This window comes from Saccharopolyspora ipomoeae (assembly GCF_029952525.1).
In the GTDB taxonomy this organism is placed as follows: domain Bacteria; phylum Actinomycetota; class Actinomycetes; order Mycobacteriales; family Pseudonocardiaceae; genus Saccharopolyspora; species Saccharopolyspora ipomoeae.
The window spans coordinates 96,141-121,840 of sequence record NZ_JASAOF010000014.1 but is presented as its reverse complement, the minus strand read 5'-3'; the positions used below and the strand labels follow the sequence as shown (position 1 = coordinate 121,840).

Sequence of the window (25,700 nt, the reverse complement as noted above, 5' to 3'; positions counted from 1 at the left end):
TCAGCGCTTCGCGTAGTCGGTGAGGATCGTGGACTGGTAGGTCCGCGCGAGCTCGTCGAGCGCGGCCTGGGTCGGCTTGCGTCCGGAGAGCACGTCGCCGTACGCGGTCTGCAGCGGTTCGAGGAGTTCGGCGTTCTGCGGGAGCCACGCCCGCGAGTGCGTGGTCGCGGCCAGCGGGCGGAAGGCGGTGACGATCGGGTTCGCGGCCACGGCCGGGTCGTCGTAGGCGGACCGGCGGGTCGGCAGCAGACCCAGCTCCGCGGCGACCTTCGCCTGGTTGGCGCTGCTGCTCATGCAGGACACGAACTTCTGCGAGGCCTCGGTGGCGTCGCTGCCCTGCCGGATCACGTAGTCGTGCCCGCCGACCGGCGACGGGGTCGCCGAGCCGGGAACCGGGGCGATGCCGAGGTTGGCGGGGTCGGCGAACTCGGGGGAGGCGGTGAACTCGGAGACGGCCCACGGCCCGTCGATCACCATCGCGGTCTCGCCGGTGGTGAAGGCGGTCTTCATGCTGGTGTAGGAGTTGGGCTGGTCCAGCGAGGTGCGCGCGGCCTTGGCGTCGAGCAGGTCCTTGGCGACCTGCACGCCGCGCACCGCCTCGGGGGAGTTGACGGTGATCATCCGCGCGTCGGGGTTCACCAGGTCGCCGCCGTGGGTGTAGATGAACGGCAGCGCGTAGTACTCGTCGTTGTTGAGGAACAGCGCGTTCTCGCCGCCGAGCTTCGGCGCGATGGCCTTGAGCTCGTCCCAGCTCTGCGGCGGAGCCACGCCGGCGGCGTCGAGCTTGCGCTTGTTGTAGAACAGCGCGAGCGCGTCGGTGACCTGCGGGACGGCGTAGGTCTTGCCTTGGAACCGCGTCGATTCCAGCGTGTTGGGCAGGAAGTCGGCGGTGTCGGTGGCCAGCGGCGTGCCGGTGAGGTCCTGGACGAGCCCGGCCTGGGCGAGCTGGGCGACCCAGCCGACGTCGGCGCGCAGCACGTCCGGTCCCTGGCCGCCCTGGGCCGCGGTCTTGTAGTTGTTGAGGGCCTGGTCGAAGGCCACCGTCTCGACTCGCACCCGGTAGCCGCCGGTGCGGCCGCACTCCTGGGCGATCTCGCCGAACACCGCGCTCTCGGCGGAGCCGCTGGTGTCCCAGTACACGACTTCGTTCGCGTCGCCCGTCGATCCGCCGCACCCGGCCAGGGCGAGGGTGGCGACCAGGGCAGCGGTGACCGTGGCCTTGGGTCTCATGTCCAGACCTCCTGTGTGCAAATTTTTGCGAGCGCCTGGCGTTAGATTGCATACCCGGAATGTGATCGTCGTCAAGATGTTCGAGCAGAAATGGCCAGCATTGCGGCAACCGGGAACGGAAGATGATTGCAAATTCTTGCCGCACCGTGCAGGATCGTGTCAGCAACATCGGCAGTGGAGGGAGGCTGGCGTTGGCGGGTCTGGCCGAGATCGCGGAAGCGGCCGGGGTGAGCGTGTCCACGGTGAGCCGCGTGCTCAACCGCAAGTCCGGCATCGCCGAGGAGACCCGGCAGCGCGTGCTCGACGTGGTCAACCAGCTGCCGCACACCGCGCGCGGCGTCGGGGCGCTGCGGCGCACCGGGGTCATCGGACTGCTGGTGCCCGAGCTGTCCAACCCCGTGTTCCCGGCCTTCGCCGAAGCGCTGGAAAGCCGTGCCTCGCAAGCGGGTTATGCCTCGCTGCTGTGCAACACGCGGGCGGCGATGAGCGAGCGCGAGTACGTGCAGATGCTCCAAGCTCGCGGCGTGGAGGGGATGATCTTCGTGTCGCCGGAGATCGCGAACCCGGACACCGACGAGCGCCGCACTCGCGGCTACTACGAGAAGCTGGGGCGCGAGGGCGTCCGGATGGTGTTCGTCAACGGCGGCGCTCCGAGCCTGGACGTCCCGGACATCACCGTCGACGAGCACCTGGCCGGGCACACCGCCACCCGGCACCTGCTGGAGCTGGGGCATCGGCGGATCGGCTTCGTCAGCGGCCCGTCGCGCGCGCTGCCCTCGCGGCTCAAGCGCGCGGGCTGGGCCGCCGCGCTGGAGGAGGCGGGTGTCGAGCCCGTCGCCGACCTCGTCGCGCACGGCGCGTTCTCCGCCGACGGCGGCGCGGAGGCGATGGCCCGGTTGCTGGAGACCTCGCAGCCCACGGCGGTGCTGTGCTCGTCGGACGTGATGGCGCTCGGGGCGATGGGGGAGGCCAAGCGGCGCGGCCTGGCCACCCCGGACGACGTCTCCGTGGTCGGGTTCGACGACATCCCGATGGCCGCCCACTGCCAGCCCGCCCTGACGACCCTGGCCCAGCCGATCCGCGACATGGCCGCCGCGGCCGTCGACGAGCTGTTGCGGCAGCTCGACCCCGACGGCGCCGAGCGCGGCTCGACGAGCTTCAGCCGGTTGTTCCGCCCGAACCTCATCGTGCGGGAATCCACCCGAGGGCTGTGAGGACAGTTTTAGCCAGAACTGTCCATGATCGAAGTCCCTTTTGTCCGGTCAATTATGGCTAAAACTGTCCCGCTCCAGGAGGGAAGCACGATGGCTTGGTGGCGTGATGCCGTGGTGTACCAGATCTACGTGCGCAGCTTCGCCGATTCCGACGGCGACGGCGTCGGCGATCTCGCCGGCGTGCGGGACCGGTTGCCGCACCTCGTGGACCTCGGTGTCGACGCGATCTGGCTGACCCCGTTCTACCCGTCGCCGATGGCCGACGGTGGTTACGACGTCGCCGACCACTGCGGCGTGGACCCGCTGTTCGGCGACCTCGCCGACCTCGACGCCCTGCTCGCCCAGGCCCACGACGCGGGACTGCGGGTGCTCGTCGACATCGTCCCCAACCACACCTCCGACCGGCACCCGTGGTTCACCGAAGCCCTGGCCGCCGAACCGGGTTCGGCCGAGCGCGACCGCTACCTGATCCGCGACGGACGCGGCGACGGGCCGCCCAACGACTGGGAGTCCGTCTTCGGCGGCCCCGCCTGGTCCCGGCTGCCCGACGGCCAGTGGTACCTGCACCTGTTCGCGCCCGAACAACCAGACCTGAACTGGCGGAACGCGCAGGTGCGCGCGGACTTCCGCAAGGTGCTCAAGTTCTGGCTGGACCGGGGCGTCGACGGGTTCCGCATCGACGTCGCGCACGGCATGATCAAGCATCCCGACCTGCCCGACACCGGCCTGGACGAGCAGATCTCGCTGCTGGGACGCGGTGAGCTGCCGTACTTCGACCAGGACGAGGTGCACGAGATCTACCGCGACTGGCGCGCGCTGCTCGACTCCTACTCGGGCGGCCGGATCGGCGTCGCCGAGGCGTGGGCCTCGACCCAGGAACGGCTGGCCCGCTACGTCCGGCCCGACGAGCTGCACCAGGCGTTCAACTTCGCGCTCCTGGAGGCACCCTGGTCGGCGGCGGAGTTCCGGCAGGTCATCACCGAGTCGCTGGCCACCACCGGGCAGGTCGGCGCGACCACGACGTGGGTGCTGGGCAACCACGACGTCCAGCGACCGGTGACCCGCTACGGCGGCGGCGAGCTGGGTCTCGCCCGCGCCCGCGCGGCGGCGCTGCTCAGCTTCGCCCTGCCTGGCTCGGTCTACGTCTACCAGGGCGAGGAGCTGGGACTGCCCGAGGTTCTGGAGCTGCCCGACGAGGTCCGCCAGGACCCGATCTGGACCCGCTCCGGCGGCACCGACGTCGGCCGCGACGGCTGCCGGGTCCCGCTGCCCTGGTCCGGCGAGCGGCCCCCGTTCGGCTTCGGCCCGGGCGGGAGCTGGCTGCCCGCGCCGGGGGAGTGGGCGGACTCGACGGTGGAGGTCCAAGGCGCGGACCCGGCCTCGGTGCTGCGGCTCTACCGCGCGGCCCTCGCGCGACGCCGCGAGCTGCCCGCGCTGGGCGACGGGGAGCTGACCTGGCTGGACGCCCCCGACGGCGTGCTGGCGTTCCGCCGCGAACCGGGCTTCACCTGCGCCACCAACCTCGGCGACGCACCGGTCGCGCTGGACCTGCCCGGTGAGCTCCTGATGAGCAGCGACGGGCTCGCCGCCTGGACCGGTGAGCTGGCGCCGAACACCGCGGTCTGGCTGGAAAACCGGGAAAAGTGAACGACGTGTGGGTCTATTTCCGCCCAGTTGAACGTGGTCACATGTGAATCACCAACAACACGGAGGTGATTCGCGTGATGCGACGATTAGGCACGACCGCGGCAGCGGCGGCGCTGTCCGCCGTCGCCGTGGTCGGTTTCCAGGCGCCCGCCTCGGCGGCTCCGAACTTCCAAGTGCCCTTCAAGTGCGGCGTCGAGGTCACGGCCGCCACGTTCAGCGGGCACAGCCCGGCCAACTCGGTCGACTTCCAGCGCGACGGCATCACCGGCATGGCCGTCCTCGCCTCGGCGGGCGGCACGGTGACCAGGTCGGAGAACGAGGGTGACACCAGCTACGGCCGCTGGATCGAGCTCGACCACGGCAACGGCTGGCGCACCCGCTACGCCCACCTGTCCAGCCAGGGAGTCTCCGTCGGTGAGAAGGTCTCGGCGGGCAGCAAGATCGGCGAGGCCGGCGCCACCGGCGGCGTGACCGGCCCCCACCTGCACTACGAGCAGATCCTCGACGGCGCCGACCGCAAGGTCGTCCTCAACGGCGAAGCCGTCCCCTACTACGACCACACCCCGTTCACCAGCAAGAACAACTGCTGACCCGGGACGTGAAAACGGCCGGTCCGCCTCCCGTGGGGTGGACCGGCCGTTGTGCGTTCGGGTCAGAGGCGCACGGGGTAGTGGGGCTCGGGGACCTCGGGGGAGAGGCGGCCCTCGATGAAGATGGCGTGCCAGAGCATGAACACCAGCAGGGCCCACAGGCGGCGGCTGTGGTCGAGGACTCCGGAGCGGTGCTCCTCCAGCAGCTGCAGGATCGCGCGGCGGTCCAGCAGGTGATCGGTCTGCGACTGCTGGATGATGTTGCGCGCCCAGTCGTGCATCTCGTCCTTGAGCCAGTGCCGGATCGGCACCGGGAAGCCCAGCTTGCGCCGGTTGAGCACGTGCGCCGGGACGACCTGGTACATGGCCTGGCGCAGCGCGTACTTGGTGGTCTCGCTGGTGATCTTCTGCTCCAGCGGCACCGTGCTCGCCACCCGGAAGACCTCCGGGTCCAGGAACGGCACCCGCAGCTCCAGCGAGTTGGCCATCGTCATCTTGTCGGCCTTGACCAGGATGTCGCCGCGCAGCCAGGTGAACAGGTCCACGTGCTGCATCCGGGTCACCGGGTCCCAGTTCTTCGACAGGGAGTACGGAGCGCCGGTGATGTCCTTGTGCGAGACGCCCGGGTCGAAGGCCCGCATGATGTTGCGCAGCTGGTCGTCGCGGAAGATCCGCGCGTTGCCGTAGTAGCGCTCCTCCAGGTCCAGCGAACCGCGCCGCAGCAGGTCCTTGCCGCGCACGCCCTCCGGGATCCGGGTGGAGACCTTGCCCATCGCCTTGCGCAGCGCCCCCGGCACCTTCTCGAACGGCGCCAGCGACAGCGGCTCGCGGTAGATCGTGTAGCCGCCGAACAGCTCGTCGGCGCCCTCGCCGGAGAGCACCACCTTCACGTGCTGGCGGGCCTCGCGGGCGATGAACCACAGCGGGACCAGCGCCGGGTCGGCCACCGGGTCGTCGAGGTACCAGGTGATCAGCGGCAGCGCGTCCATCATCTCCTGCGCGGAGACGGTGCGGACCACGTGCTTGACGCCGATCGCCGCGGCCGACTCGGCGGCCACGTCCACCTCCGAGTAGCCCTGCCGCTCGAAACCGGTGGTGAAGGTGATCAGGTTCGGGTTGTGCTCCTTGGCCAGCGCCGCGATCGCCGTGGAGTCGATGCCGCCGGACAGGAACGAGCCGACCGTCACGTCGGCGCGCATGTGCTTGGCGACCGAGTCGCGCATCACATCGACGATCTCGTTCTGCAGCCGCCGGACGTCGGCGTCGGTGTTGGCCGGGCGCGGCCGGAAGTTCGGCTGGAAGTACCGCTCGGTCACCACCTGGCCGCCGGGGGCGACGGTGAACGAGGTGCCCGACTCGATCCTGCGGATCTGCCGGTGCAGCGACTCGGGCTCCGGCACGTACTGCAGCACGAAGTAGTGCTGCATCGCCTTGTGGTCGAGCTCCTCGCTGATCTTCAGCGTGTTCGCCAGGCTGAGCAGGCTCTTCTTCTCGCTGGCGAAGGCCGTGCCGCCGGGGCCGGTGGCGAAGAACAGCGGCTTGATGCCGAACGGGTCGCGGGCGCCGTAGACCACCTTGCGCTCGCTGTCCCAGATCATGAACGCGAACATGCCGCGCAGCCGGCCGACCGAGTGCGGGCCCATGTAGTGGTAGGCCGCGACGATGACCTCGGTGTCGCCGTCGGTGCCGAAGCGGGCGCCGTACTGCTCGATGAGCTCGGCGCGCAGCTCCAGGTAGTTGTAGATCTCACCGTTGAAGGTGATCGTGTAGCGCTGCGGGTTCTCCGGCGGACCCCAGGTCAGCGGCTGGTGGGAGTGCTCCAGGTCGATGATCGACAGGCGGTTGAAGCCGAGGACGACCTCACCGCCCTGCCAGGTGTCGCTCTCGTCCGGTCCCCGGTGGCGTTGACACGGCAGCGCGTTGGCCACGGCGTTCACGCTGTAACCGGCAGTTTCTTCGGTGGGACAGATGAGTCCAAGCAGGCCGCACACGCGTCTCGTGCACCTCTCCGAGTCGGGGGGAAAAGGCTGCGTCCAGTATGCAGAACCTCGGCCCGCGCGCTGCACGCGCGTGGTGCGGGCGTGATCTCCGCCCCCGGAGCAGTATCGCGGCTACACCTGGGCTAGGCTCTGCCCAGGATTCCGGCGGCGGATCTGCGGTCGCCTGCGGGCGAGCGAGGATCCAACCCAAGCCGCTTCGGTGAGTTTTGCACGAGGAGGCGTCGCGCAGTGGGCCTGAAGGAGGGGACCCGAGTGCCACGGCTGGTCAAGGTCGCTGGTCTGATCGGCCTGGTTGGTGTCGCGGCCACTGGCTGCACGACCGACGAGGTCCTGCGGTTCGGATGGCCAGAGGGTGTCACCCCGCAGGCCGAGGCGATGCGGAACCTGTGGACCTGGTCGGTCATCGCAGCACTCGCGGTCGGTGTGTTGGTGTGGGCGCTGATCTTCTGGTCGGTCGCGTTCCACCGCAAGAAGAAGAAGGACGACGAGCTGCCGCGGCAGTTCCAGTACAACCTGCCGCTCGAACTCATCTACACGGCGATTCCGTTCGTGCTGGTGGTCGTGCTGTTCTACTTCACGGCGGTCACGCAGAACACGGTCCTGGCCAAGCCGGCCAACCCGGACCAGACCGTGAACGTGGTCTCGTTCCAGTGGAACTGGGAGTTCAACTACCCGGAGTACAAGACGCCGGACGGGCAGCCGGTGCGCACCGTCGGCAGCAGCAGCGAGATCCCGCTGCTGGTCGTGCCGGTCGGCGAGCGCGTCGAGTACCACATCAGCTCCACCGACGTCATCCACTCGTTCTTCGTCCCTGAGTGGCACTTCAAGCGGGACACCTTCCCGTACCCGGACAAGAACAACCAGGACAACGTCTTCCAGAACACCGTGGAGCGAGAAGGCTCGTTCGTGGGCCGGTGCGCCGAGCTGTGCGGCACCTACCACGCGATGATGAACTTCGAGGTCCGCGCGCTGTCGCAGGACAAGTTCGACCGGTACATGCAGCTGCGCACCCAGGTGAACCCGCGGACGGGCCAGCCGTACACCGCGGCCGAGGCGCTCGGCGAGATGAACTGCGGTGAGCTGTGCACGCCGCACGCGGTGACCGGTGTTCCGTTCAACACCGATCGCACGGGTGGTCAGCCCTCCGGCATCGGGACGAACAGCTAGGGGTGCCCTCGACGGGGCGTACGGCGTGAGAGCGAGGACTCCATGAAGGTCGAAGCGAAGATCTTCAACATCATCACCGTTTTCTTCTTCCTGTCCGCAGTGGTCTACGGGCTCTGGGCCAAGGAGCCGGTGGGCACCGTGGCGCTGATCCTGGTCGGCGGACTGTCCCTGATCATCGGCAGCTACCTGTCCTTCGTGGCTCGCCGGATCGAGGACCGCCCCGAGGACAACCCGGACGCGGAGATCAGCGACGGTGCCGGTGAACTGGGCTTCTTCAGCCCGGGCAGCTACTGGCCGGTCGGCCTGGCCGCAGGCGCGGCGTTCGCGGGCATCGCCCTGGCGTTCTTCCACGTCTGGATGATCGTGCTCGCGGTCGGCTTCCTGCTGATCATGGTCGCGGGCCTGGTGTTCGAGTACCACACCGGCCAGAGCAGCCACTGACGCGAAGTACCCGAAGAGGCCCCTCGGTTCCCACCGAGGGGCCTCTTCGCGTCTGAGAACGGTGAGGACTTGCTTTGCTTGGCGGTGCGGGCGGCGGAACCTGAGCGCCTCCGTGGACTCCGTGCGCCGCTCCTGATGTATGTCCAATGCACGGCGTCCCGGCGTACTCGCCACGGAGGCGCTCAGAACCCGCGGCGGTGCCAGTGCCTCAGGTGGTGGAAGAGAACGCGGCTCCGCCGCATGCGTCGACACCGCCTAGGATTCGTCCGTCGAAGCACCCACGCAGCCAGGAGGATTCCCGTCGTGATCACCGCGATCGTGCTGATCAAGACCGCCGCTGACCGCCTCGCCGAGGCGGCTCAGGAGATCGCCGACCTCGACGGTGTCGACGAGGTGTACTCCTGCGCCGGCGACGTCGACCTCATCGCCATGCTCCGCGTCGCCAAGCACGAGGAGCTGGCCGACATCGTCCCCGGGAAGATCAACAAGGTGGCCGGCGTCGAGGACACCGACACCCACATCGCCTTCCGCTCCTACTCGCGCAGGGACACCGAGGCCGCCTTCTCCATCGGCCTCGAGGAGGAGTGAGTCAGCGCAGCTCGGCGCACAGCGTCGTCCAGCGGTCCAGGAGGGCCGCTGCGGCGCCCGAATCGATCGCCTCGGCCACCCGGGCCAGACCGGCCTCGAACTGGGTCTGCAGGTCGGCTCCGGGCCCGTCGTAGGCGACGCGCGCGCCCGCGGCGTTGAGCAGGACCGCGTCCCGGACGGGTCCCTTCTTCCCGGCCAGCAGGTCCCGCACGACCTGGGCGTTGTCCTTGGCGTCGCCGCCCTGGAGGTCCTCGGCGCGGGTGCGGGCGATGCCGAAGTCCTGCGGATCGAGCGCCTCTTCGCGGACCGTGCCGTCGTGGACCACCCAGACCGTGCTGGCGGCCGTGGTGGTGATCTCGTCCATGCCGTCGTCGCCGCGCACCACCAGGGCCGAGTTGCCGCGGGCCGCGAAGACGTCGGCGACCACCGGCGCCATCCGGCGGTCCGCGCAGCCGATCAGGCCAGCGGCCGGGCGGGCCGGGTTGGTCAGCGGGCCGAGCAGGTTGAACGCGGTCGGGATGCCGATCTCGCGGCGCGGGGAACCGGCGTGCTTGAAACCGGGGTGGAACACCGGCGCGAAGCAGAAGCCGATGCCGACCTCCTCCACGCAGCGGGTCACGTCCCGGGGCGCCAGCTCGATCGCCACGCCGAGCTCTTCGAGCACGTCGGCGGTGCCGCACTTCGAGGAGGCCGCCCGGTTGCCGTGCTTGACGACGGTGACCCCGGACGCGGCCAGCACGATCGAGGCCATCGTGGAGATGTTGACGCTGCCGCTGCGATCACCGCCGGTGCCGACGATGTCCACCGCGCGCTGGGTGATGTCCAGGGTGCGGGCGTGCTGCAGCATCGCGTCGGCCATGCCGCGCACCTCGGAGGGCGTCTCGCCCTTGGCCCGCAGCGCGACCACGAACCCGGCCACCTGGGCCGGGGTCGCCTCGCCGGACATGATCAGGTCCATGGCCCAGGCGGTGTCCTCCGCGGACAGGTCCGTACCCGCGACCAGGCTGCCCAGCAGCCCTGCCCAACTTCCCGCCATGGTTCCCACGATCTACTCCGTCGGTGTTGCCTGTTCGAAGAAACTACCCTGCCTTCCGCCACGCCTCCTGATCCGCCGGTTATGGCATGGATCGCAACGAGGTGACCGGATTTCAACGGAAATCGGAGTCCCGACTTCCGTTGAAATCCGGTCACCACTCGCAGCGATGGGGTCAGGCGGGGACGGGCTTGCCCTGGGTGCGCAGGACCTCGGCGACCGTCTCGGCGGAGGCCAGCGGGTCCAGCGGGTGGACCAGGACCGCGTCGGCCTGGGACCAGGTGGCCAGCCAGCGGTCGTCCTTGCGGCGGACCGCGACGACGATCGGCGGGCACTGCGCGATCTCGTTCTTGAGCTGGCGCGAGACGCCCATGCCGCCGGTGGGCTGGGCCTCGCCGTCCAGGATCAGCAGGTCGACCTTGCCCGCGTCGACCTCGCTGAGGACGTCGGCGACGGTGCCCGCCTCGACGTAGTGCAGCCGGTCCAGATCGGGTGCCGGGCGGCGCCCGACGGCGTTGATGATCGCCTCCCGGACCTCGGGGCGGTGGCTGAACACGAGAACGTTCGTTGTTGCGGTGCTCATCACTGGCTCCTCGTCGAGCTGGCGGGACACCCGCACCCGATGTGCGCAGCACGGGGCTTGACTCGTGACGAATGCTAGCCGCCGGAGCGGGTGTGACAGTAGCCACCTCGCCGGATTCGATCAGTCGGGCCGGATTCGATCAGTCGGATCCGGGTTGCAGCGCGTCCCAGCCGAAGACCTGGCCGCCGTGCCGCTGGGCCAGTCCGGCCATCCGCGAGCTCTCCTGTGAGCAATGCAACGCATCCAATCGCTGCACACGGAGAGCGACCAACGGGGTCGATCCGGACACGCTGAGCTCCTCCGCGCGCCCTCCGGGCCGCAGGACCCAGTCGTCCTGGGCCAACAGCGCCTCAGCGGTGTCGACCACGTCACCCGGAAGTGCCAGGTGGTGCCGCAGCACGGCCGGGTGCTCGGGCTCCCACCCGGTGGCGCGGGCCAAGGCGGTCGAGGCCGCCTCGGTGTCGTCGTAGGACCACACCACCACCTGCAGACCGGGATCATCGATGCTGATCACGGGCTTGCCGGTGCGGCGGCGGCCGAGCCCCAGGGCCGCCAGCGCGGTCCGAAGAGTTTTCACGTTGAGTTACCTCCAGATCGCGATCCGATCACCCCGCGGTCGTAGGGGAGGCCCCGAGGGCGCGAGGGGAAAAGCTGCAAGACATAATGCGTCGCGTGACAACGGCAGCGCCCTCAATCAGTCAACGCGTGCACTCGCTGAACCGACCCAACATGGTCAGCGTCGGCACCATCGTTTGGTTGGCCAGCGAGCTGATGTTCTTCGCTGGGCTCTTCGCCATGTTCTTCACGGTGAAGGCGCAGAACGAGGGCGTGTGGCCACCACCGCCCACTCACCTGAACCTCCCGTACGCCCTCCCGTTCACGATCATCCTGGTGGCGTCCTCGTTCACCTGCCAGTGGGGCGTGTTCGCGGCGGAGCGGGGTGACGTCTTCGGTCTCCGCCGGTGGTACGTGATCACGCTGATCATGGGCACGATCTTCGTGCTCGGGCAGGCCGGTGAGTACTTCCAGTTGGTCACCGAGCACGCGACCACCATCGCGTCGTCGGCCTACGGCACGGTCTTCTACATGACGACCGGCTTCCACGGGCTGCACGTCGTCGGCGGTCTGGTCGCGTTCGTCTTCCTGATCATCCGGACGAAGCTCAGCAAGTTCACGCCGGCCCAAGCCATCGCAGCGATCGTCGTGTCGTACTACTGGCACTTCGTGGACATCGTGTGGATCGGCCTCTTCGCCGTGATCTACCTCGTCCCGTGATCGCTCCTCCAGCGAGGAACCTCGATCGCCTGGCACGAACGAGGCCGAAACGAACACCCCGAACCGGACAGCAAGGGTTGCCGCACTCATGACCACCACTAAGAAACGGAACCGCGCGGGCTCGAAGCTCAAGCGGCGGATCTCCGGTGTACTGGCGCTGGGCATCGCGCTGGTGGGTGCCGGTGGGCTGTACACCGTCGTGACTCCCGAGCCGCAGACCGCGCACGCCGCAGCGGACCCGGCGCTGGTGAGGCAGGGCGAGCAGCTCTACAACAACGCCTGCATCAGCTGCCACGGATCCAACCTGCAAGGCGTGCAGGACCGTGGCCCCAGCCTGACGGGCGTCGGCGAAGCCGCCGTGCACTTCCAGGTCTCCACCGGCCGCATGCCGATGGTCCGCCAGGAGGCGCAGGCCATGCGCAAGCCGCCGAAGTTCAGCCCGGAGGAGATCGACGCGCTGGGCGCCTACGTGCAGACCTACGGCGGTGGGCCGGAGTCGCCGAAGCAGTCCGGTGAGGCGCTGCAGGGCGGCGACCCCGCCCGCGGTGGCGAGCTCTACCGCCTGAACTGCTCCTCCTGCCACAACTTCACCGGGCGCGGCATCGCGATGTCCTCCGGCAAGTTCGCCCCGAACCTGCACGAGGCGACCGAGACCGACATCTACAACGCGATGCTCACCGGGCCGCAGAACATGCCGAAGTTCTCGGACCGGCAGCTCACCCCGGAAGAGAAGAAAGACATCATCGCCTACGTCAAGTCCGTGACCAACGGGAACAACAACCCGGGCGGCAATGACCTCGGCGGCTACGGGCCGGGACCGGAGACGGTGATCGCCTGGGTCGTGGGACTCGGCGCGCTGATCGGCCTCACCCTGTGGATCGGAGCCAGGGCATGAGTGACCAAGAGAACAAGGAATACACCGAGGCCGAACTGGCCGAGATGAGCCGCGACGAGAAGATGCGTCTGGGCCTGGCCCTCGACGACGTCGAGCTCGTCGAGTACCGGGACAACTTCCCGGTCAAGGGCACCCGCGCCGAGCGCCGGGCCGAGCGCAACGTCTCCGCCTGGTTCGCGCTGGCCGGTCTGTCCGCGCTGGCCTTCGTCGCGGTCTTCATCTTCTGGCCGTGGGAGTACCAGCCCTACAACGAGCCGCGCGGGCACTTCATCTACTCGCTGTACAACCCGCTGATCGGGTTCTTCCTCGGCCTGTCCATCCTGGCCGTGGGCATCGGCGTGGTGCAGTACCAGAAGAAGTTCATCCCGCACGAGGTCGCGGTGCAGCAGCGCCACGACGGCCACGGCTCCAGCGAGGTGGACCGGCAGACGACCGCCGCGATCCTGGCCGACGCCGGGGAGCGCAGCGGCATCGCCCGCCGCAAGATGATCACGCGGTCCGCGGGCTTCGGCCTCGGCGCCTTCGGCCTCGGTGCCGGCGTGTTCGTGCTCGGCGGCATGGTGCGCAACCCCTGGGCCGAGGAGGGCCAGGCGTCGCTGCTGCACACGGGCTGGATGCCGGAGCACCCGGGCGAGAAGATCTACCTGCGTCGCGACACGGGCAACCCGCACGACGTCTCGCTGCTGCGTCCCGAGGACATCGACGCCGGTGGTTTCGAGACCGTCTTCCCGTTCCGCGAGGCGTGGCGGCACAACGAGGAAGAGCTCATCACCTCGATGCGCAAGGGCGACGCGCCGGTCATGCTGATCCGGCTCCGCCCCGGCAGCAAGCCGGTCAAGCGCAAGGGGCAGGAAGACTTCAACTACGGCGACTACTACGCCTACTCGAAGATCTGCACCCACCTGGGCTGCCCGACGTCGCTGTTCGAGCAGCAGACCGGCCGCCTGCTCTGCCCGTGCCACCAGTCGCAGTTCGACGTGGTCAACACCTATGCGAAGCCGGTGTTCGGCCCGGCCACGCGTGCCCTGCCCCAGCTGCCGATCACGGTGGACGAGGACGGCTACTTCGTGGCGAAAGGCGACTTCATCGAGCCCGTCGGTCCGGCGTACTGGGAGCGTAAGTCATGAGTTCGATCACCACGCCCACGAAGGGAGAGAGCAAGCTGTACGGCAAGGTCGCGCACGCCGCCGACGAGCTGGACACGCGCTACCGCTTCGCTCCCGGCATGCGGCGGCAGCTGAACAAGGTCTTCCCGACGCACTGGTCGTTCCTGCTCGGCGAGATCGCGCTCTACACGTTCATCCTGCTGCTGATCACGGGCACCTACCTGGCGTTCTTCTTCGACCCCTCCATGCAGGAGGTCGAGTACCAGGGCGTGTTCACCAACCTGCGCGGCGTCGAGATGTCGCGGGCGTTCGAGAGCGCGCTGGACATCTCCTTCGAGGTCCGCGGCGGTCTGTTCGCCCGCCAGCTGCACCACTGGGCGGCGCTGCTGTTCATGGCGTCGATGGTGGCGCACATGCTGCGCATCTTCTTCACCGGCGCGTTCCGCCGCCCGCGTGAGACGAACTGGATGATCGGCGTCACGCTGTTCATCCTCGGCATGTTCGAGGGCTTCACCGGCTACTCGCTGCCGGACGACCTGCTGTCCGGCACCGGTGTCCGGATCGCCTCCGGCATCGCGATGTCGATCCCGGTGCTCGGCACCTGGGTGCACTGGATCCTGTTCGGCGCCGAGTTCCCGGGCACCGACCTGATCCCGCGGTTCTACCTGTTCCACGTGTTCCTGCTGCCGGGTCTGATCCTGGGCCTGGTCGCGGCGCACCTGGCGCTGGTCTGGTACCAGAAGCACACCCAGTTCCCGGGCGTGAAGCGCACCGAGAGCAACGTGGTCGGCGTCCGGATCATGCCGGTGTTCGCGGTCAAGGCCGGTGCGTTCTTCGCGATGGTCGTCGGCGTCTGCGCGATCATGGCCGGTGTCTTCCAGATCAACCCGATCTGGAACCTGGGCCCGTACATCGCCTCGCAGATCTCCGCCGCGTCGCAGCCCGACTGGTACATGATCTGGACGGACGGTTCGTCGCGTCTGTGGCCGGCCTGGGAGGTCTACCTGGGACCGTTCACGATCCCGGCGGTGTTCTTCCCGACCGTGCTGTTCATGGGCATGATCTTCACGACGGCGATCATGTACCCGGCGATCGAGCGCAAGCTCAGCGGCGACGACGCGCACCACAACCTGCTGCAGCGTCCGCGCGACAACCCGGTACGCACCTCGCTGGGTGCCATGGCGCTGACGTTCTTCATGGTGCTGATGATCTCCGGTACGAACGACATCATCGCGTTCGAGTTCAACATCTCGCTGAACGCGATGACCTGGGCCGGCCGCATCGGCCTGCTGGTCGCGCCGCCGATCGCGTACTGGATCACCTACCGGATGTGCCTGGGCCTCCAGCACAGCGACCGCGAGGTGCTCGACCACGGCGTCGAGACCGGCATCATCAAGCGGCTCCCGCACGGTGAGTTCATCGAGGTCCACCAGCCGCTCGGCCCGGTGGACGACCACGGTCACCCGCACGAGCTCCCGTACCAGGGCGCTCCGGTGCCGAAGAAGATGAACAAGCTGGGCGCCGCCGGGCACCCGGTCGAGGGCAGCCTGCTGCGGCCCGACCCGGTCGACGAGACCGCTGCTCTGGAGCAGGCCCGTCACGACGACGCGGTCCGCGAAGCGGAGGAGCGCGCGCAGCTCGCCGCAGGCAAGTCGCAGTCGGCGGAGTAAGCACCGCGGTCGAAGCGGCCCGGTACCCCTCGGGGTGCCGGGCCGCTTCGCTTTCTCCAGGCGCGGGCCGGGGGCGGTCGGTAGCGTCCCGGGCATGGCTACGCTGCAGGATCCGAAGGTTCGCGAGTTCCTCTCCCAGGGCACCCGCACCGGGTTGCTCGGTTTCACGGCCGCCGACGGGCGCCCGCTGGTGGCGCCGGTGTGGTTCGTCGTGGACGGCGACGTGCTGGTGTTCAACACCGGCAAGGACACGGCCAAGGGCAAGTCGATCCTCCGGGACCCGAGGCTGGCGCTGTGCGTCGACCTGCCCCAACCGCCGTTCGCGTTCGTCCAGGTCCAGGGCACGGCGGAGATCTCCGAAGACCCGCAGGACCTCGTAGAGACGGCCACCACGATCGCCGCCCGCTACATGGGCCCCGACAAGGCCGAGGAGTTCGGCCGCCGCAACGGCGTCCCCGGCGAGCTCGTCGTCCGCCTCCGCCCCACCAAGATCAACGCGGCCTTCGACATGACCGCCTGACCCCGTCCCCGACCGGATCACGGCCGTGATCCGTCCCCCGCTGCTGATCCGCGTGGTGAACGGAATACGGGAGTAATCCGGGGACGGAATACTCCAGTAATCGGTGAACGGAATACTGGAGTAATCCGTTCACCCCGCTGGGGTCCGCGGGTCAGTCGAGGGCGGCGTAGGGGGTTTTGCCGGTGGTGGCCTTGTCGAGCCACGAGCGCCAGGTGGCGGCTGCTGAGGCCGGTTCGGTCCAGGGGGGTGTGGTGCGGACGAGGCGGGTGCCGCCGGTGGTGAGCCAGCGGTAGAGGACTCGGGTCTCGTCGGCGGTGGCGCCGTGGAGGGGGCCGGGGCCGTCGAGGACGGTTTCCGCTGAGGCCTGGAGCACGTCGACGACCGGCATCGGCGGGACACCTCGGCGGGCGACCCCGGCGGAGGCGAGGCGGCCGTGGCGGATGACCGCCAGGTGCCAGCCCTGGCGCCCGTCCGGGCGGGCCGCGACCAGTTCCGGGATCGACGCCAGAGCGGACAGCCGCTGGCCGCGGTCGAGCGACCGGACCAGGTCGGCGAGCCGGTCGCGGTGGGTGGCGGCGTCCTCGAACCGCTCGGCGTCGGAGAGCCGCTGGAGCTCCTCTCGCAGCCGTTCCAGCAGGTGCCCGCTGCGCCCGCGGATGACGTCGCGGATCGCGATCACCTCGGGCTCGTAGTCCTCGGTGCTCTGCAGTCCGGCGCACGGCGCCCCGCAGCGGCCCAGCTCGTGCAGGGCGCACGGGCGGAGCGTCTTGCGCGGCGAGAGCCGGTCGGTGCAGCGCCGCACGAGCGTCGCCGACTGCAGCGCTTCGACGGCGGTGCTCGCGGCGTGCCGCGACCCGAACGGGCCCAGCGCGTCCTCGCGCGGCGTGCGCACGATCGACAGCCTCGGGAACGCCTCGTCGGTGAGCACGACCCACCACGCGCGCTGCGGGAACTTCGAGCGCCGGTTGTAGCGCGGCTGGTGCGCGGAGAGCAGCCGCAGCTCCCGGACCTCGGCCTCCAGCGGGTGCGCGCACTCGACGTGGTCGACGCGCTCGGCGATGCCGACCATCTCCTTCACCCGCGCTCGGCGCTCGCCCGCGGTGAAGTACTGCCGGACGCGCCGCCGCAGGTCGGAGGCGGTGCCGACGTAGAGGACCTCGTCGTTGGGGCCCCGGAAGAGGTAGACGCCCGGCGAGTTGGGCAGCGCGTCGGCGAGCCCGCGCTTGCGCTTCTGCTGCGGGGTGACGTCGGGCAGGTGCCCGAGCAGGTCCTCCAGGGTGCGCACGCCGAGCGGGCCGACGCGCTCCAGCAGCGAGTGCAGCACGTCGACGGTGGCGCGCGCGTCGTCCAGCGCCCGGTGCACCGGTTGGGTGCGCGCGCCCAGGACGCGGGCGAGCGTGCCGAGCTTGTGGTTGGGCGTCTCGTCGCGGGTGAGCACCCGGCGCGCGAGCCGGACGGTGTCGACTACCTGCGGTTTCGGCCACTCCAGCCCGAGCTTCTGGCAGCCGGCGCGCAGGAACCCGATGTCGAACGGCGCGTTGTGGGCGACCAGCACCGCTCCCCGGCAGAACTCCAGGAACGCGGGCAGCACGCTGTCCCAGCGCGGTGCGTCGTGCACCATCGCCTCGGTGATGCCGGTGATCGACACGACGGCGGGCGGGATGCCGCGTTCGGGGTTCACCAGCGTTGCGAACTCGCCGAGCACCTCCCCGCCGCGGACCTTCACCGCGCCGATCTCGGTGACCGCGTCGCCCTCCCGATCACCCCCGGTCGTCTCCAGGTCGACCACCACGAAAGTCGCTGCGTGCAACGGGATTTCGTCGCTGATGGCGATCTCGTCGAAGCTCAGCTGGCGGTGCGCGGACATCATCGGCACGTTACGTCCTCCTACCGACAACGCGGCGGTGGCACGGGTGGGGGACATCGGCGATTAGCCTGGGGGGATGGCGACGGCGAGTTCGGGACAGGACGGTCCCACCCCTGAGGAGTCCGCTGTGGACGGTGCACAGCGCACTTCCGGCGCTGCGCCTGTCGATTTCGAGGACCTGCCGCCACCGCTGCGCGCGCGGCTCGCGGACCTGGCAGCCGGGGCGCTCGACGAGATGCGCCCGTCGGACGTGCCGGCGGCGCTGCGCCCGGTGGTGCGCTTCGCACCGGCCAAGCGCGCCAAGCTCGGCCAGCCCGCGCTGCTGACCGCGCTGAGCGAGTCGTCGGTGTTCCGGACGTCGGTGCTGGACTGGTGCCGTCACCACCGCCCCGACGCGCTGTCGCTGGAGGACCCGGATCCGGTGGTGGTCGGGGCCGCCGCGGTGCTGCTGGGCGCCGCGATCGCGCCGCACTACGCGGAGCTGATCGCCTTCCGCAGCGAGCAGGGGCAGCTGCGCGCCGAGCGGGATTCGGCGCTGGCCAAGGTCGAGCGCCTGGTCGCCGAGGTCGACCGCCTCAAGGGTGAGCTGGCCGAGGCGCGGGAGTCGGCGGACCAGGCGGCGGGCAACGAGGAGGCCGACCGGCTGCGCAAGCGCCTGCGGGAGCAGGGCATGCGGCTGCGGGAGGCCAAGGACGCGGCCGAGGCGGCGCGCGAGGAGCTCGCGCGGGCGCGCACCGACCGCGAGGCGGCGATCGCCGAGATCGCCGCCGAGCGGGACCGGGAACAGGAGCGCGCGCGGGAGGAGCGGCAGCGCGCCGACCGGGCCGCCGCCGAGGTTCAGGTGGCGCGGGAGAGCGCCCGCGAGGCGCGGCAAGGCGACGAGGTCCGGTTGGCGCTGCTGCTGGAGACCCTGGAGGGCGCGGTCAGCGGGCTGCGCCGGGAGCTGGGTGCCGCCGGGTCGGGTCCGCGCCCGGCCGACGTGGTGCGGCGGGTGCGGGAGCAGACGGCGGTCGCCGGTGCGGTGGCGGACGTGGCCGCCCTGGACCGGCTGCTGGGCCTGCCCGCGGTGCACCTGATCGTCGACGGCTACAACGTCACCAAGACCGGGTACCCGGAGCTGCCGCTGGCGGATCAGCGGGATCGGTTGGCGCACCAGCTCGCCGCGCTGGCCGCGCGCACGGGTGCGGAGGTCACGCTGGTGTTCGACGGGGCGGACGTGCTGGCGGTGCCGACGGCCGGGCCGCGCGGGGTGCGGGTGCTGTTCAGCGACTCGGGCGTGCAGGCCGACGACGTGATCCGCGATCTCGTCGCGGCCGAGCCGGAGGGCAGGCAGGTCGTGGTCGCCACGTCGGATCGGGCGGTGGTGACCTCGGTGCAGCGGCGCGGGGCCTACGCGGTCTCCTCGGCGATGTTGCTGGCGCGGTTGAACAGGGTCTGACCGTTCGCCGCTGGAACGGGCCCGCCTGGCGACTTCCGCCACGTGTCGGAAGTCATAGAAGATCACCCGAGCACGCTCCGTGTCCCGAAGGTGGGCGTGTTGTTGTCACTGTTCCAGGTGATAAGTCCGAATGATCCATCACTGTGAGCGAGCAACTATCCTCCGTTAGGGGAGATCAGTCGCGCTCAGTAGAAAACAGGACCCGCGTATAGACGCGCCGCCTCACCTTTCGTAACCTACCTGAGTCCTCGTGGCGATCAGTCGTCCAGACCGGGCGACACGCGAGGCGCCGCTGATTCGGTTTTGTCGGGGAACCGGGCCGCGTTCCAGCGGGTTTTCCGCATGCGGTCAGGCGGTTGGACGCACGAAGGAGCTGTGCGCGACGTGGCGTCGCACGGAATCAAGCGCTCATTGCGAGGTGCCCTGGCCGCAACCGCGGTCGCAGCCGTCGTCGGCATGACCTCCGGCGGAGCCGCCCTCGCAGATCCGCCTCTCCCGAACACCGCCTCGGACGCGGCCAAGCAGGTCCGCGAGCTCCAGCACCAGGCTGAGCAGCTCACCGAGGAGAAGAAGAAGGCCGAGGACGACCACGAGGCCAAGAAGGCCGAACTGGCCCGTTCCGAGGCTCAGGCCGCGCAGGCCGAGCAGGTCGCCAACCAGGCCCGCGGGGAGGAAGAGAAGTTCCGCGGCCAGGTCGACAGGCTCACCCACGCCTCCTACCAGGGCGCGCGGATGAACAAGCTCTCCGCGCTGCTGGTGAGCGAGACCCCTGATGACTTCCTGGACCGCGCCTCCGCGCTGGACGCGCTGGCCAAGGACAACAACGATGCGGTCAAGGCGCTGGCGGCCGCCACGCACCAGGCCGAGACGGCCGAGCGCACGGCCAAGGACGCGCGCAACCGCGCCGCCCAGGCCGAGCAGGACGCCGCGCGCATCTCCGAGGACCTGAAGAACAAGTCCAAGGCGATGCAGGACCAGATCGACAAGGTCGAGGAGAAGTACGCCGAGCTCAGCGGTGAGGACCAGGACTCGCTGATCTCCGACGGCGACACCGGTGTCGGCTCCATCGCCGGTGCGGGCGCGGCGGTCGAGGCCGTCAACGCCGCGCTGAGCAAGCAGGGCTCCGCCTACGTGTGGGGAGCCAAGGGCCCGAGCACCTTCGACTGCTCCGGTCTGATGCAGTGGGCCTACAAGCAGGCCGGCGTGACCATCGGCGGTTCCACCAAGACCCAGGTGACCGAGGGCAAGTCGATCTCGGCGAGCCAGCTCAAGCCGGGCGACCTGATCTTCTACTACAGCCCGGTCAGCCACGTGTCGATGTACATCGGCAACGGCAAGGCCGTGCACGCCCCGACCTCGGGCGACGTGGTCAAGGTCAGCGACTACAAGTCGATCGGCGACGTCACCTCGATGCGTCGCGTCGCGGGCTGATCCAGCGCTCGTTCGGGGCCGGTTCCTCCGGGGACCGGCCCCGAACTGCTTCCCGGGCCACGTCGACCGGGTTGGTGATCGGACTTACGATGCGATCCGTGTCTTCGACCGGGAAAGCGCGCGGCTGGCTGGTGCTCGCCGCGTCGGCCGCGGTGCTCGGCGGGCTCGCGCTGGTGGGTCTGCCCGAACCGGCCCCGGTCACCCCTCGGCCCGCCCCGGCGGAGAACGCCGGTCTGGCGGCGCGGCTTCCCGCCCCTGAGACGGCCGTGCGCGAGCTGCTGGCGCGTCGGCAGGACGCGATCCGCAGCGGCGACGAGGCGGCGTTCGCGGCCACCGTGGACCCCGAGGCGCCCGCCGAGTTCCAGCAGCGGCAGCTGCAGCTGTTCCACAACCTGCAGACGGTGCCGCTGACGACCTTCGACTACCGGCTCGACGGCGCTCCGCTGCCGCACGCCCCGGTGCCCGCCGCCGACGGCGTCCTGGCGTCCCGGGTGGCGCTGCGCTACGCGCTGTCCGGTGCGGACTCGGTGCCGACCGAGCGCCCGCTGGGCTACCTGTTCGCCCGGCGGGGCGCGTCCTGGTACCTCACCGACGACACCGGTGTCGTGCCGGACGCCTGGCGCGGACCGTGGGACTTCGGGCCGTGCGAGGTGCGGCGCACCGATCGCGGGCTGGTCGTCGGCCACGACGCGAAGGCCGTGGACCGGGTGGCGGCGCAGCTGGACTCGTCGGTCGCCGACGTCACCGAGGTGTGGGGGAGCGGCTGGGCGCAGCGGGTGGGCGTGCTGGTCCCCGAATCGCCCGAGGAGCTGCGGGCGCTGGTGGGGCCGGAGTTCGCCGTCGACGGCATCGCCGGGGTGGCGGTCGCCGATCTGGTGGACATCCGGACGAAGCGGGTCGAGGGCGCCCGGGTGGTGCTCACCCCGCGCACGTCGGTGGAACTCCCGGAGGTGGCGCTGGGCGTGGTGCTGCGGCACGAGATCACCCACGTCGCGGCTCGCGCGGTCACCGCCGACGGCGCTCCGATGTGGATGCTGGAGGGCTTCCCGGACTACGTCGGCTACCGCAAGACCGGGCTCGCTCCGCGCGACATCGCTCCCGAGCTGGCCCGCGTGGTCAGCGAGGTCGGCCCGCCGCTGCGGCTGCCGACCAACAGCGAGTTCCACCAGGCCGGAAGCCGCCTCGACGTCACCTACCAGCAGTCCTGGTCGATCGTGCACTACCTGGCCGGACGCATCGGCGAGGACCGCCTCACCGACCTCTACCGCCGCATGGCCACGGCCACCACCCCGGAAGCCGCGGAGTCGGCGCTCCTGGAGACCACCGGCCTCACCAGCCCCCAACTCCTCCAGGCCTGGGGCGAAGACCTGCCCCGCACCCTCTCCTGACCCGGCACCTCCGGACCGAACCCCGCGCCCTTCGATCCTCTCCGGACGCACGAAAACGGCGGTGCGAACACCGGTTTCCCGGTGATCGCACCGCCGAAGTTCACCCGAACCGGCCCCTCAAGTCGAAAACCGCGGTATTCGACCGGACGAAAACCGCTGTTTTCGTCGCGCGAATGTTGCGGTTTTCGACCGGGGGTCCGTCGGTGGGGTCAGGAGTAGATGGCTTCGATGTCCGCTGCGTGGTTCTCGGCGACCTTGTTGCGCTTGAGCTTCATGCTCGGGGTGAGCTCGCCGGTGGCCTCGGTGAAGTCCTCGGTGAGGATGCGGAACTGCTTGATCGCCTCCGCGCGCGAGACCGCCTTGTTGGCCTCGTCGACCGCGCCCTGGACCTCGGCCCGCAGCGTCGGGTCGTTGATCAGCTCGGACATCGGCGTGTCGGCCGATCGGCCGTTGTTGGCCAGCCAGGACGGCACGAACTCCGGGTCCAGCGTGATCAGCACGCCGATGAACGGCTTCTGGTCGCCGACCACCATGCACTGGCTGATCAGCGGGTGGGAGCGCAGCGCGTCCTCCAGCACGGCCGGGGCGACGTTCTTGCCGCCCGCGGTGACGATGATCTCCTTCTTGCGGCCGGTGATGCGCAGGTAGCCCTCGTCGTCCAGGGAACCCAGGTCGCCGGTGTGGAACCAGCCGTCCTCGATGGACTCCTTGGTGGCGGTCGGGTTGTTCCAGTACTCCTTGAACACCACGTCGCCCTTGATCAGCACCTCGCCGTCGTCGGCGATGCGGATCGTGGTGCCGGCCAGCGGGCGGCCGACGGTGCCGACCTTGAAGCCGTCCTCGACGTTGACCGCGGCGGCCGCGGTGGTCTCGGTCAGGCCGTAGCCCTCCAGCACCGGGACGCCGACGCCGCGGAAGAAGTGCGCGAGCCGCTCGCCCAGCGGCGCGCCACCGGACACCGCCGCGATGCAGCGGCCGCCGAGCGCGGCGCGCAGCTTGCCGTAGACGAGCTTGTTGAACACCGCGTGCTTGACCTTGAGGCCGAGCCCGGCGCCGCCGTCGTCCATCGCCTTGGAGTACTGGACGGCGGTTTCCTCGGCGGCGTCGAAGATCTTGCCCTTGCCGTCGCCGTGGGCCTTCTGCTTGGCCGTGTTGTAGACCTTCTCGAACACGCGCGGCACGGCCAGCACGAAAGTCGGCCGGAACGAGCCGAGGTCGTTGATCAGGTCCTTGACGTCCGGCGTGTGGCCGAGGGTGACCTTGCCGTAGATGCACATGATGGTGATCGCGCGGGCGAGCACGTGGGCCATCGGCAGGAACATCAGCAGCGAGTTGCCCGGCTTGGTCAGCTGCGGGAACGCGTCGATGTCGGCCCGCACCTCGGCGAGCATGTTGCGATGGGTCAGCACGCAGCCCTTGGGGCGGCCGGTGGTGCCCGACGTGTAGATGAGCGTAGCCGGGTCCTCGGCGTTGACCGACTTGCGGCGCTCGTGGACCTGCTGGTCCGATACCTCCGCGCCGAGCGCGGTGAGCTCGTCGATCGCGCCGGCCGCGCCGCCGCTCGTCGGGCCCTCGATCTGCCACACGTGGCGGACCTCGGAGAGCCGGTCGATCACCTTGTCGACCTCGGCGCGGTGGGCCTCGGTCTCCACGATGGCCGCCTTCGCGCCCGAGTCGGTGAGGATCCACTCGGCCTGGTCGGACGAGGAGGTCTCGTAGATCGGGACTGTGACGCCGCCGACAGTCCAGATCGCGAAGTCCAGCAGCGTCCACTCGTAGCGGGTGCGGGACATCAGCCCCACCCGGTCGCCGGACTCCACTCCGGCTGCGATCAGGCCCTTGGCCACGGCCAGGACCTGCGCCGCGAAGTCCGCGGCGGTGACGTCGACCCAGGTGCCGTCCACCCTGCGGCGGAAGCTCACCGTGCTCCCGAAACGCTCCGCGTTGGCCCACACCATGTCGGTGAGGTTCTCGTCCTCTGCCACTGTCGTAGTGGCGGGTGCGCTGAACTCTCGCACGTCGAAACCTCCGGGAAAAAAGCCTGTCTAGTGGGCACAACCTAACGCTGATAGTTACTGGGCGGTAGCCCCCGTTATCTCAGGCCACACCAGCGGTCACAGCCTAGACCTCGTCGATTCGGATGATCTCCCACCGGTCACGGGCGTCACACGCGAGGAACCGGGTAGGCAGGAACAAGTGCACAACGGGCGGTGCGATCCGGCACCTCGGCCGATTAGGTTTGGGACCGATCAGGTTCGAGGGCGGCCCGTCGTCGGGAAGAGGGGTTGAGGTTGCGCGTTCACGTCGTGTCGGACGTTCACGGAAACGTCGAGGCATTGAAACGCGCCGGAGACGGGGCCGACGCGCTGGTCGTGCTGGGGGACCTGATCGACTTCGTCGACTACCAGGACCACGGCAAGGGCATCCTCGGCCGGGTCTTCGGGGCCGAGAAGGTCGCGCGGTTCGCCGAGCTGCGGCGCAGCCGTCGCGGGCCGGAGTTCGGGGCCTACATCCGCTCGCTGTGGGCGAGCCTGACCGACCCGGCCGCGACGATCACCGAGGCGGTGCGGGAGCAGTACGCCGAGCTGTTCGGCGCGATGACCGCCCCGACCTACGCCACGCCGGGCAACGTCGACGCGCCGCACCTGTGGCCGGAGTTCGCGAGCGAGGGCATCCGGATCTTCGACGGCGAGACGGTCGAGATCGGCGGGCTGACCTTCGGCTTCGTCGGCGGCGTCCGGCTGCCCGAGGGCGCGACGCTGCGCCAGCACTCGGCGTGGGTGCCCTACCTGCGCGTCGCCGAGGAGTACGACGAGGCGGTCGCCGCGCTGCCGCCGGTGGACGTGCTGTGCACCCACCAGCCGCCCGCCGTTCCGGAGCTGACCTACGACGTCGTGGCGCGCAACCAGGAGGCCGGTGCCGGCAGCGTCCTGGAGCGCATCCGCGCTGATCAGCCCCGGTGGTCGCTGTTCGGTCACGTGCACCAGCCGCTGTCGCAGCGGATGCGGCTCGGGCGCACCGAGTGCGTCAACGTCGGGCACTTCAAGCGGACGCAGACGCCCTACGTCCTGCGGTGGTGATGACGCCCGAGGAGGTGAGTTTCGCGGACTTCGGAGAAACCTTGCTCCTCGTTGACGTCGCGCCGGGGGCTACCCGGTAACCTGCGCGCATGGTCGATCAGTCCACCCAGTCCATCGAGATCGAAGCCCCGGCTGCGCGGATCATGGCGGTCATCGCGGATTTCCCGGCCTATCCGGAGTGGGCGGAAGCGGTCAAGGAGACCGAGGTGCTCTCCCAGGACTCCGGCGGCAACGCCGAGCGGGTCCGGTTCGTGCTGGACGCGGGCGTGGTCAAGGACACCTACACCAACGTCTACGACTGGTCCGCCGACGGTCTCTCGGTGAGCTGGGAGCTGACCGAGGGTCAGGTGCAGAAGGCCCAGCAGGGCAGCTACACGCTCAAGCCGCTCGGCGACGAGCGCACCCAGGTGACCTACAGCCTCGCGGTGACGCTGGCGATCCCGATGATCGGCATGTTCCGCCGCAAGGCCGAGAAGATGATCATGGACACGGCGCTCAAGGAGCTCAAGCGCCGCGTGGAAGCGGAATAGACCGCCC

The 25,700-nt window shown here is 69.7% G+C and carries 22 protein-coding genes and 1 pseudogene; 16 read left to right on the top strand and 7 right to left on the bottom strand.

All coding sequences use genetic code 11. The features are described from left to right. Entirely contained in the window at window positions 1–1,230 is a 1,230-nt protein-coding gene (locus tag QFW96_RS20515) for an extracellular solute-binding protein (RefSeq protein ID WP_281457308.1), read from the bottom strand. Between the two features lie 146 nt (window positions 1,231–1,376). Here QFW96_RS20515 and QFW96_RS20510 point away from each other — a divergent pair, with 146 nt between their 5' ends. The 3 genes and pseudogenes from QFW96_RS20510 to QFW96_RS20500 all read left to right on the top strand — a co-directional run. Beyond that, window positions 1,377–2,444, top strand: coding sequence for a LacI family DNA-binding transcriptional regulator (locus QFW96_RS20510; protein WP_281457307.1), 1,068 nt, complete (start codon window positions 1,377–1,379; stop codon window positions 2,442–2,444). A gap of 90 nt (window positions 2,445–2,534) precedes the next feature. Continuing rightward, on the top strand, window positions 2,535–4,091 hold the full coding sequence (locus tag QFW96_RS20505; RefSeq protein WP_281457306.1) for a glycoside hydrolase family 13 protein: 1,557 nt from the start codon (window positions 2,535–2,537) through the stop codon (window positions 4,089–4,091). Window positions 4,092–4,159: 68 nt separating this feature from the next. Then, window positions 4,160–4,678: pseudogene (locus QFW96_RS20500) on the top strand (M23 family metallopeptidase); the annotation flags it as partial. Between the two features lie 65 nt (window positions 4,679–4,743). Here QFW96_RS20500 and asnB read toward each other — a convergent pair. After that, window positions 4,744–6,672 carry an asparagine synthase (glutamine-hydrolyzing) gene (asnB, locus tag QFW96_RS20495; RefSeq protein ID WP_281457305.1) on the bottom strand — a complete coding sequence of 643 codons (1,929 nt, stop codon included), beginning with the start codon at window positions 6,670–6,672 and terminating at the stop codon, window positions 4,744–4,746. Window positions 6,673–6,909: 237 nt separating this feature from the next. On the opposite strand from asnB, the gene ctaC reads away from it, so the two are divergent. From ctaC to QFW96_RS20480, 3 genes are all read left to right on the top strand, one after another. Beyond that, the gene (gene ctaC, locus QFW96_RS20490) at window positions 6,910–7,848 is read left to right on the top strand and encodes an aa3-type cytochrome oxidase subunit II (RefSeq protein WP_281457304.1); all 939 of its coding nucleotides are present in this window, start codon (window positions 6,910–6,912) and stop codon (window positions 7,846–7,848) included. 42 nt (window positions 7,849–7,890) lie between these two features. Beyond that, window positions 7,891–8,289, top strand: a complete 399-nt coding sequence (locus QFW96_RS20485) for a cytochrome c oxidase subunit 4 (RefSeq protein WP_093416763.1) — start codon at window positions 7,891–7,893, stop codon at window positions 8,287–8,289. Between the two features lie 303 nt (window positions 8,290–8,592). Next, window positions 8,593–8,877 (top strand): Lrp/AsnC family transcriptional regulator, encoded by a 285-nt coding sequence (locus QFW96_RS20480; RefSeq protein WP_281457303.1) that lies wholly within the window; start codon window positions 8,593–8,595, stop codon window positions 8,875–8,877. A 1-nt stretch (window position 8,878) separates the two neighbouring features. On the opposite strand, the gene trpD is transcribed toward QFW96_RS20480, so the two are convergent. The 3 genes from trpD to QFW96_RS20465 all read right to left on the bottom strand — a co-directional run bounded on the left by trpD (window position 8,879) and on the right by QFW96_RS20465 (window position 11,070). After that, window positions 8,879–9,913 carry an anthranilate phosphoribosyltransferase gene (gene trpD, locus QFW96_RS20475; RefSeq protein WP_281457302.1) on the bottom strand — a complete coding sequence of 345 codons (1,035 nt, stop codon included), beginning with the start codon at window positions 9,911–9,913 and terminating at the stop codon, window positions 8,879–8,881. A gap of 172 nt (window positions 9,914–10,085) precedes the next feature. Further along, complete coding sequence (locus QFW96_RS20470) at window positions 10,086–10,493, bottom strand: hypothetical protein (RefSeq protein WP_281457301.1); 408 nt, start codon at window positions 10,491–10,493, stop codon at window positions 10,086–10,088. Window positions 10,494–10,632: 139 nt separating this feature from the next. Then, window positions 10,633–11,070 (bottom strand): hypothetical protein, encoded by a 438-nt coding sequence (locus QFW96_RS20465; RefSeq protein ID WP_425524775.1) that lies wholly within the window; start codon window positions 11,068–11,070, stop codon window positions 10,633–10,635. A gap of 86 nt (window positions 11,071–11,156) precedes the next feature. On the opposite strand from QFW96_RS20465, the gene ctaE reads away from it, so the two are divergent. The 5 genes from ctaE (at window position 11,157) to QFW96_RS20440 (ending at window position 15,959) form a co-directional block, all read left to right on the top strand. Continuing rightward, entirely contained in the window at window positions 11,157–11,768 is a 612-nt protein-coding gene (ctaE, locus tag QFW96_RS20460; RefSeq protein WP_281457300.1) for an aa3-type cytochrome oxidase subunit III, read from the top strand. Between the two features lie 88 nt (window positions 11,769–11,856). Continuing rightward, entirely contained in the window at window positions 11,857–12,663 is an 807-nt protein-coding gene (gene qcrC / locus QFW96_RS20455; protein WP_281457299.1) for a cytochrome bc1 complex diheme cytochrome c subunit, read from the top strand. Then, on the top strand, window positions 12,660–13,790 hold the full coding sequence (gene qcrA / locus QFW96_RS20450) for a cytochrome bc1 complex Rieske iron-sulfur subunit (RefSeq protein ID WP_281457298.1): 1,131 nt from the start codon (window positions 12,660–12,662) through the stop codon (window positions 13,788–13,790). Before qcrC ends, qcrA begins: the two co-directional genes overlap by 4 nt. Then, on the top strand, window positions 13,787–15,439 hold the full coding sequence (gene qcrB, locus QFW96_RS20445) for a cytochrome bc1 complex cytochrome b subunit (protein WP_281457297.1): 1,653 nt from the start codon (window positions 13,787–13,789) through the stop codon (window positions 15,437–15,439). Before qcrA ends, qcrB begins: the two co-directional genes overlap by 4 nt. Window positions 15,440–15,533: 94 nt before the next feature. Continuing rightward, window positions 15,534–15,959 (top strand): PPOX class F420-dependent oxidoreductase, encoded by a 426-nt coding sequence (locus QFW96_RS20440; protein WP_281457296.1) that lies wholly within the window; start codon window positions 15,534–15,536, stop codon window positions 15,957–15,959. A gap of 151 nt (window positions 15,960–16,110) precedes the next feature. On the opposite strand, the gene QFW96_RS20435 is transcribed toward QFW96_RS20440, so the two are convergent. Next, complete coding sequence (locus QFW96_RS20435) at window positions 16,111–17,826, bottom strand: DEDD exonuclease domain-containing protein (protein WP_281457295.1); 1,716 nt, start codon at window positions 17,824–17,826, stop codon at window positions 16,111–16,113. Window positions 17,827–17,953: 127 nt separating this feature from the next. On the opposite strand from QFW96_RS20435, the gene QFW96_RS20430 reads away from it, so the two are divergent. The 3 genes from QFW96_RS20430 (at window position 17,954) to QFW96_RS20420 (ending at window position 22,083) form a co-directional block, all read left to right on the top strand. After that, window positions 17,954–19,264 (top strand): NYN domain-containing protein, encoded by a 1,311-nt coding sequence (locus QFW96_RS20430; RefSeq protein WP_281457294.1) that lies wholly within the window; start codon window positions 17,954–17,956, stop codon window positions 19,262–19,264. Window positions 19,265–19,648: 384 nt separating this feature from the next. Continuing rightward, a complete protein-coding gene (locus QFW96_RS20425; RefSeq protein WP_281457293.1) occupies window positions 19,649–20,695 on the top strand; it encodes a C40 family peptidase in 1,047 nt (348 codons plus the stop codon). A gap of 98 nt (window positions 20,696–20,793) precedes the next feature. Next, entirely contained in the window at window positions 20,794–22,083 is a 1,290-nt protein-coding gene (locus QFW96_RS20420) for a hypothetical protein (RefSeq protein ID WP_281457292.1), read from the top strand. A 209-nt stretch (window positions 22,084–22,292) separates the two neighbouring features. On the opposite strand, the gene QFW96_RS20415 is transcribed toward QFW96_RS20420, so the two are convergent. After that, on the bottom strand, window positions 22,293–24,101 hold the full coding sequence (locus QFW96_RS20415; RefSeq protein ID WP_281457291.1) for an AMP-dependent synthetase/ligase: 1,809 nt from the start codon (window positions 24,099–24,101) through the stop codon (window positions 22,293–22,295). A 273-nt stretch (window positions 24,102–24,374) separates the two neighbouring features. Here QFW96_RS20415 and QFW96_RS20410 point away from each other — a divergent pair, with 273 nt between their 5' ends. Both QFW96_RS20410 and QFW96_RS20405 read left to right on the top strand, forming a co-directional pair. Then, the gene (locus QFW96_RS20410) at window positions 24,375–25,163 is read left to right on the top strand and encodes a metallophosphoesterase family protein (protein WP_281457351.1); all 789 of its coding nucleotides are present in this window, start codon (window positions 24,375–24,377) and stop codon (window positions 25,161–25,163) included. Window positions 25,164–25,252: 89 nt separating this feature from the next. Further along, window positions 25,253–25,693: an SRPBCC family protein gene (locus tag QFW96_RS20405; protein ID WP_281457290.1), complete on the top strand. Its 441-nt coding sequence runs from the start codon at window positions 25,253–25,255 to the stop codon at window positions 25,691–25,693. Window positions 25,694–25,700 lie beyond the last annotated feature (7 nt).

Bases quoted from the DNA above. Each gene is read 5' to 3' on its own strand.
- qcrA (WP_281457298.1), top strand. From the start codon at position 12,660: ATGAGTGACCAAGAGAACAAGGAATACACCGAGGCCGAACTGGCCGAG.
- trpD (WP_281457302.1), bottom strand. From the start codon at position 9,913: ATGGCGGGAAGTTGGGCAGGGCTGCTGGGCAGCCTGGTCGCGGGTACG.
- qcrB (WP_281457297.1), top strand. From the start codon at position 13,787: ATGAGTTCGATCACCACGCCCACGAAGGGAGAGAGCAAGCTGTACGGC.
- qcrC (WP_281457299.1), top strand. From the start codon at position 11,857: ATGACCACCACTAAGAAACGGAACCGCGCGGGCTCGAAGCTCAAGCGG.
- QFW96_RS20470 (WP_281457301.1), bottom strand. From the start codon at position 10,493: ATGAGCACCGCAACAACGAACGTTCTCGTGTTCAGCCACCGCCCCGAG.
- QFW96_RS20515 (WP_281457308.1), bottom strand. From the start codon at position 1,230: ATGAGACCCAAGGCCACGGTCACCGCTGCCCTGGTCGCCACCCTCGCC.
- QFW96_RS20435 (WP_281457295.1), bottom strand. From the start codon at position 17,826: ATGTCCGCGCACCGCCAGCTGAGCTTCGACGAGATCGCCATCAGCGAC.
- QFW96_RS20485 (WP_093416763.1), top strand. From the start codon at position 7,891: ATGAAGGTCGAAGCGAAGATCTTCAACATCATCACCGTTTTCTTCTTC.
- ctaE (WP_281457300.1), top strand. From the start codon at position 11,157: ATGCGTCGCGTGACAACGGCAGCGCCCTCAATCAGTCAACGCGTGCAC.
- QFW96_RS20440 (WP_281457296.1), top strand. From the start codon at position 15,534: ATGGCTACGCTGCAGGATCCGAAGGTTCGCGAGTTCCTCTCCCAGGGC.
- QFW96_RS20505 (WP_281457306.1), top strand. From the start codon at position 2,535: ATGGCTTGGTGGCGTGATGCCGTGGTGTACCAGATCTACGTGCGCAGC.
- QFW96_RS20405 (WP_281457290.1), top strand. From the start codon at position 25,253: ATGGTCGATCAGTCCACCCAGTCCATCGAGATCGAAGCCCCGGCTGCG.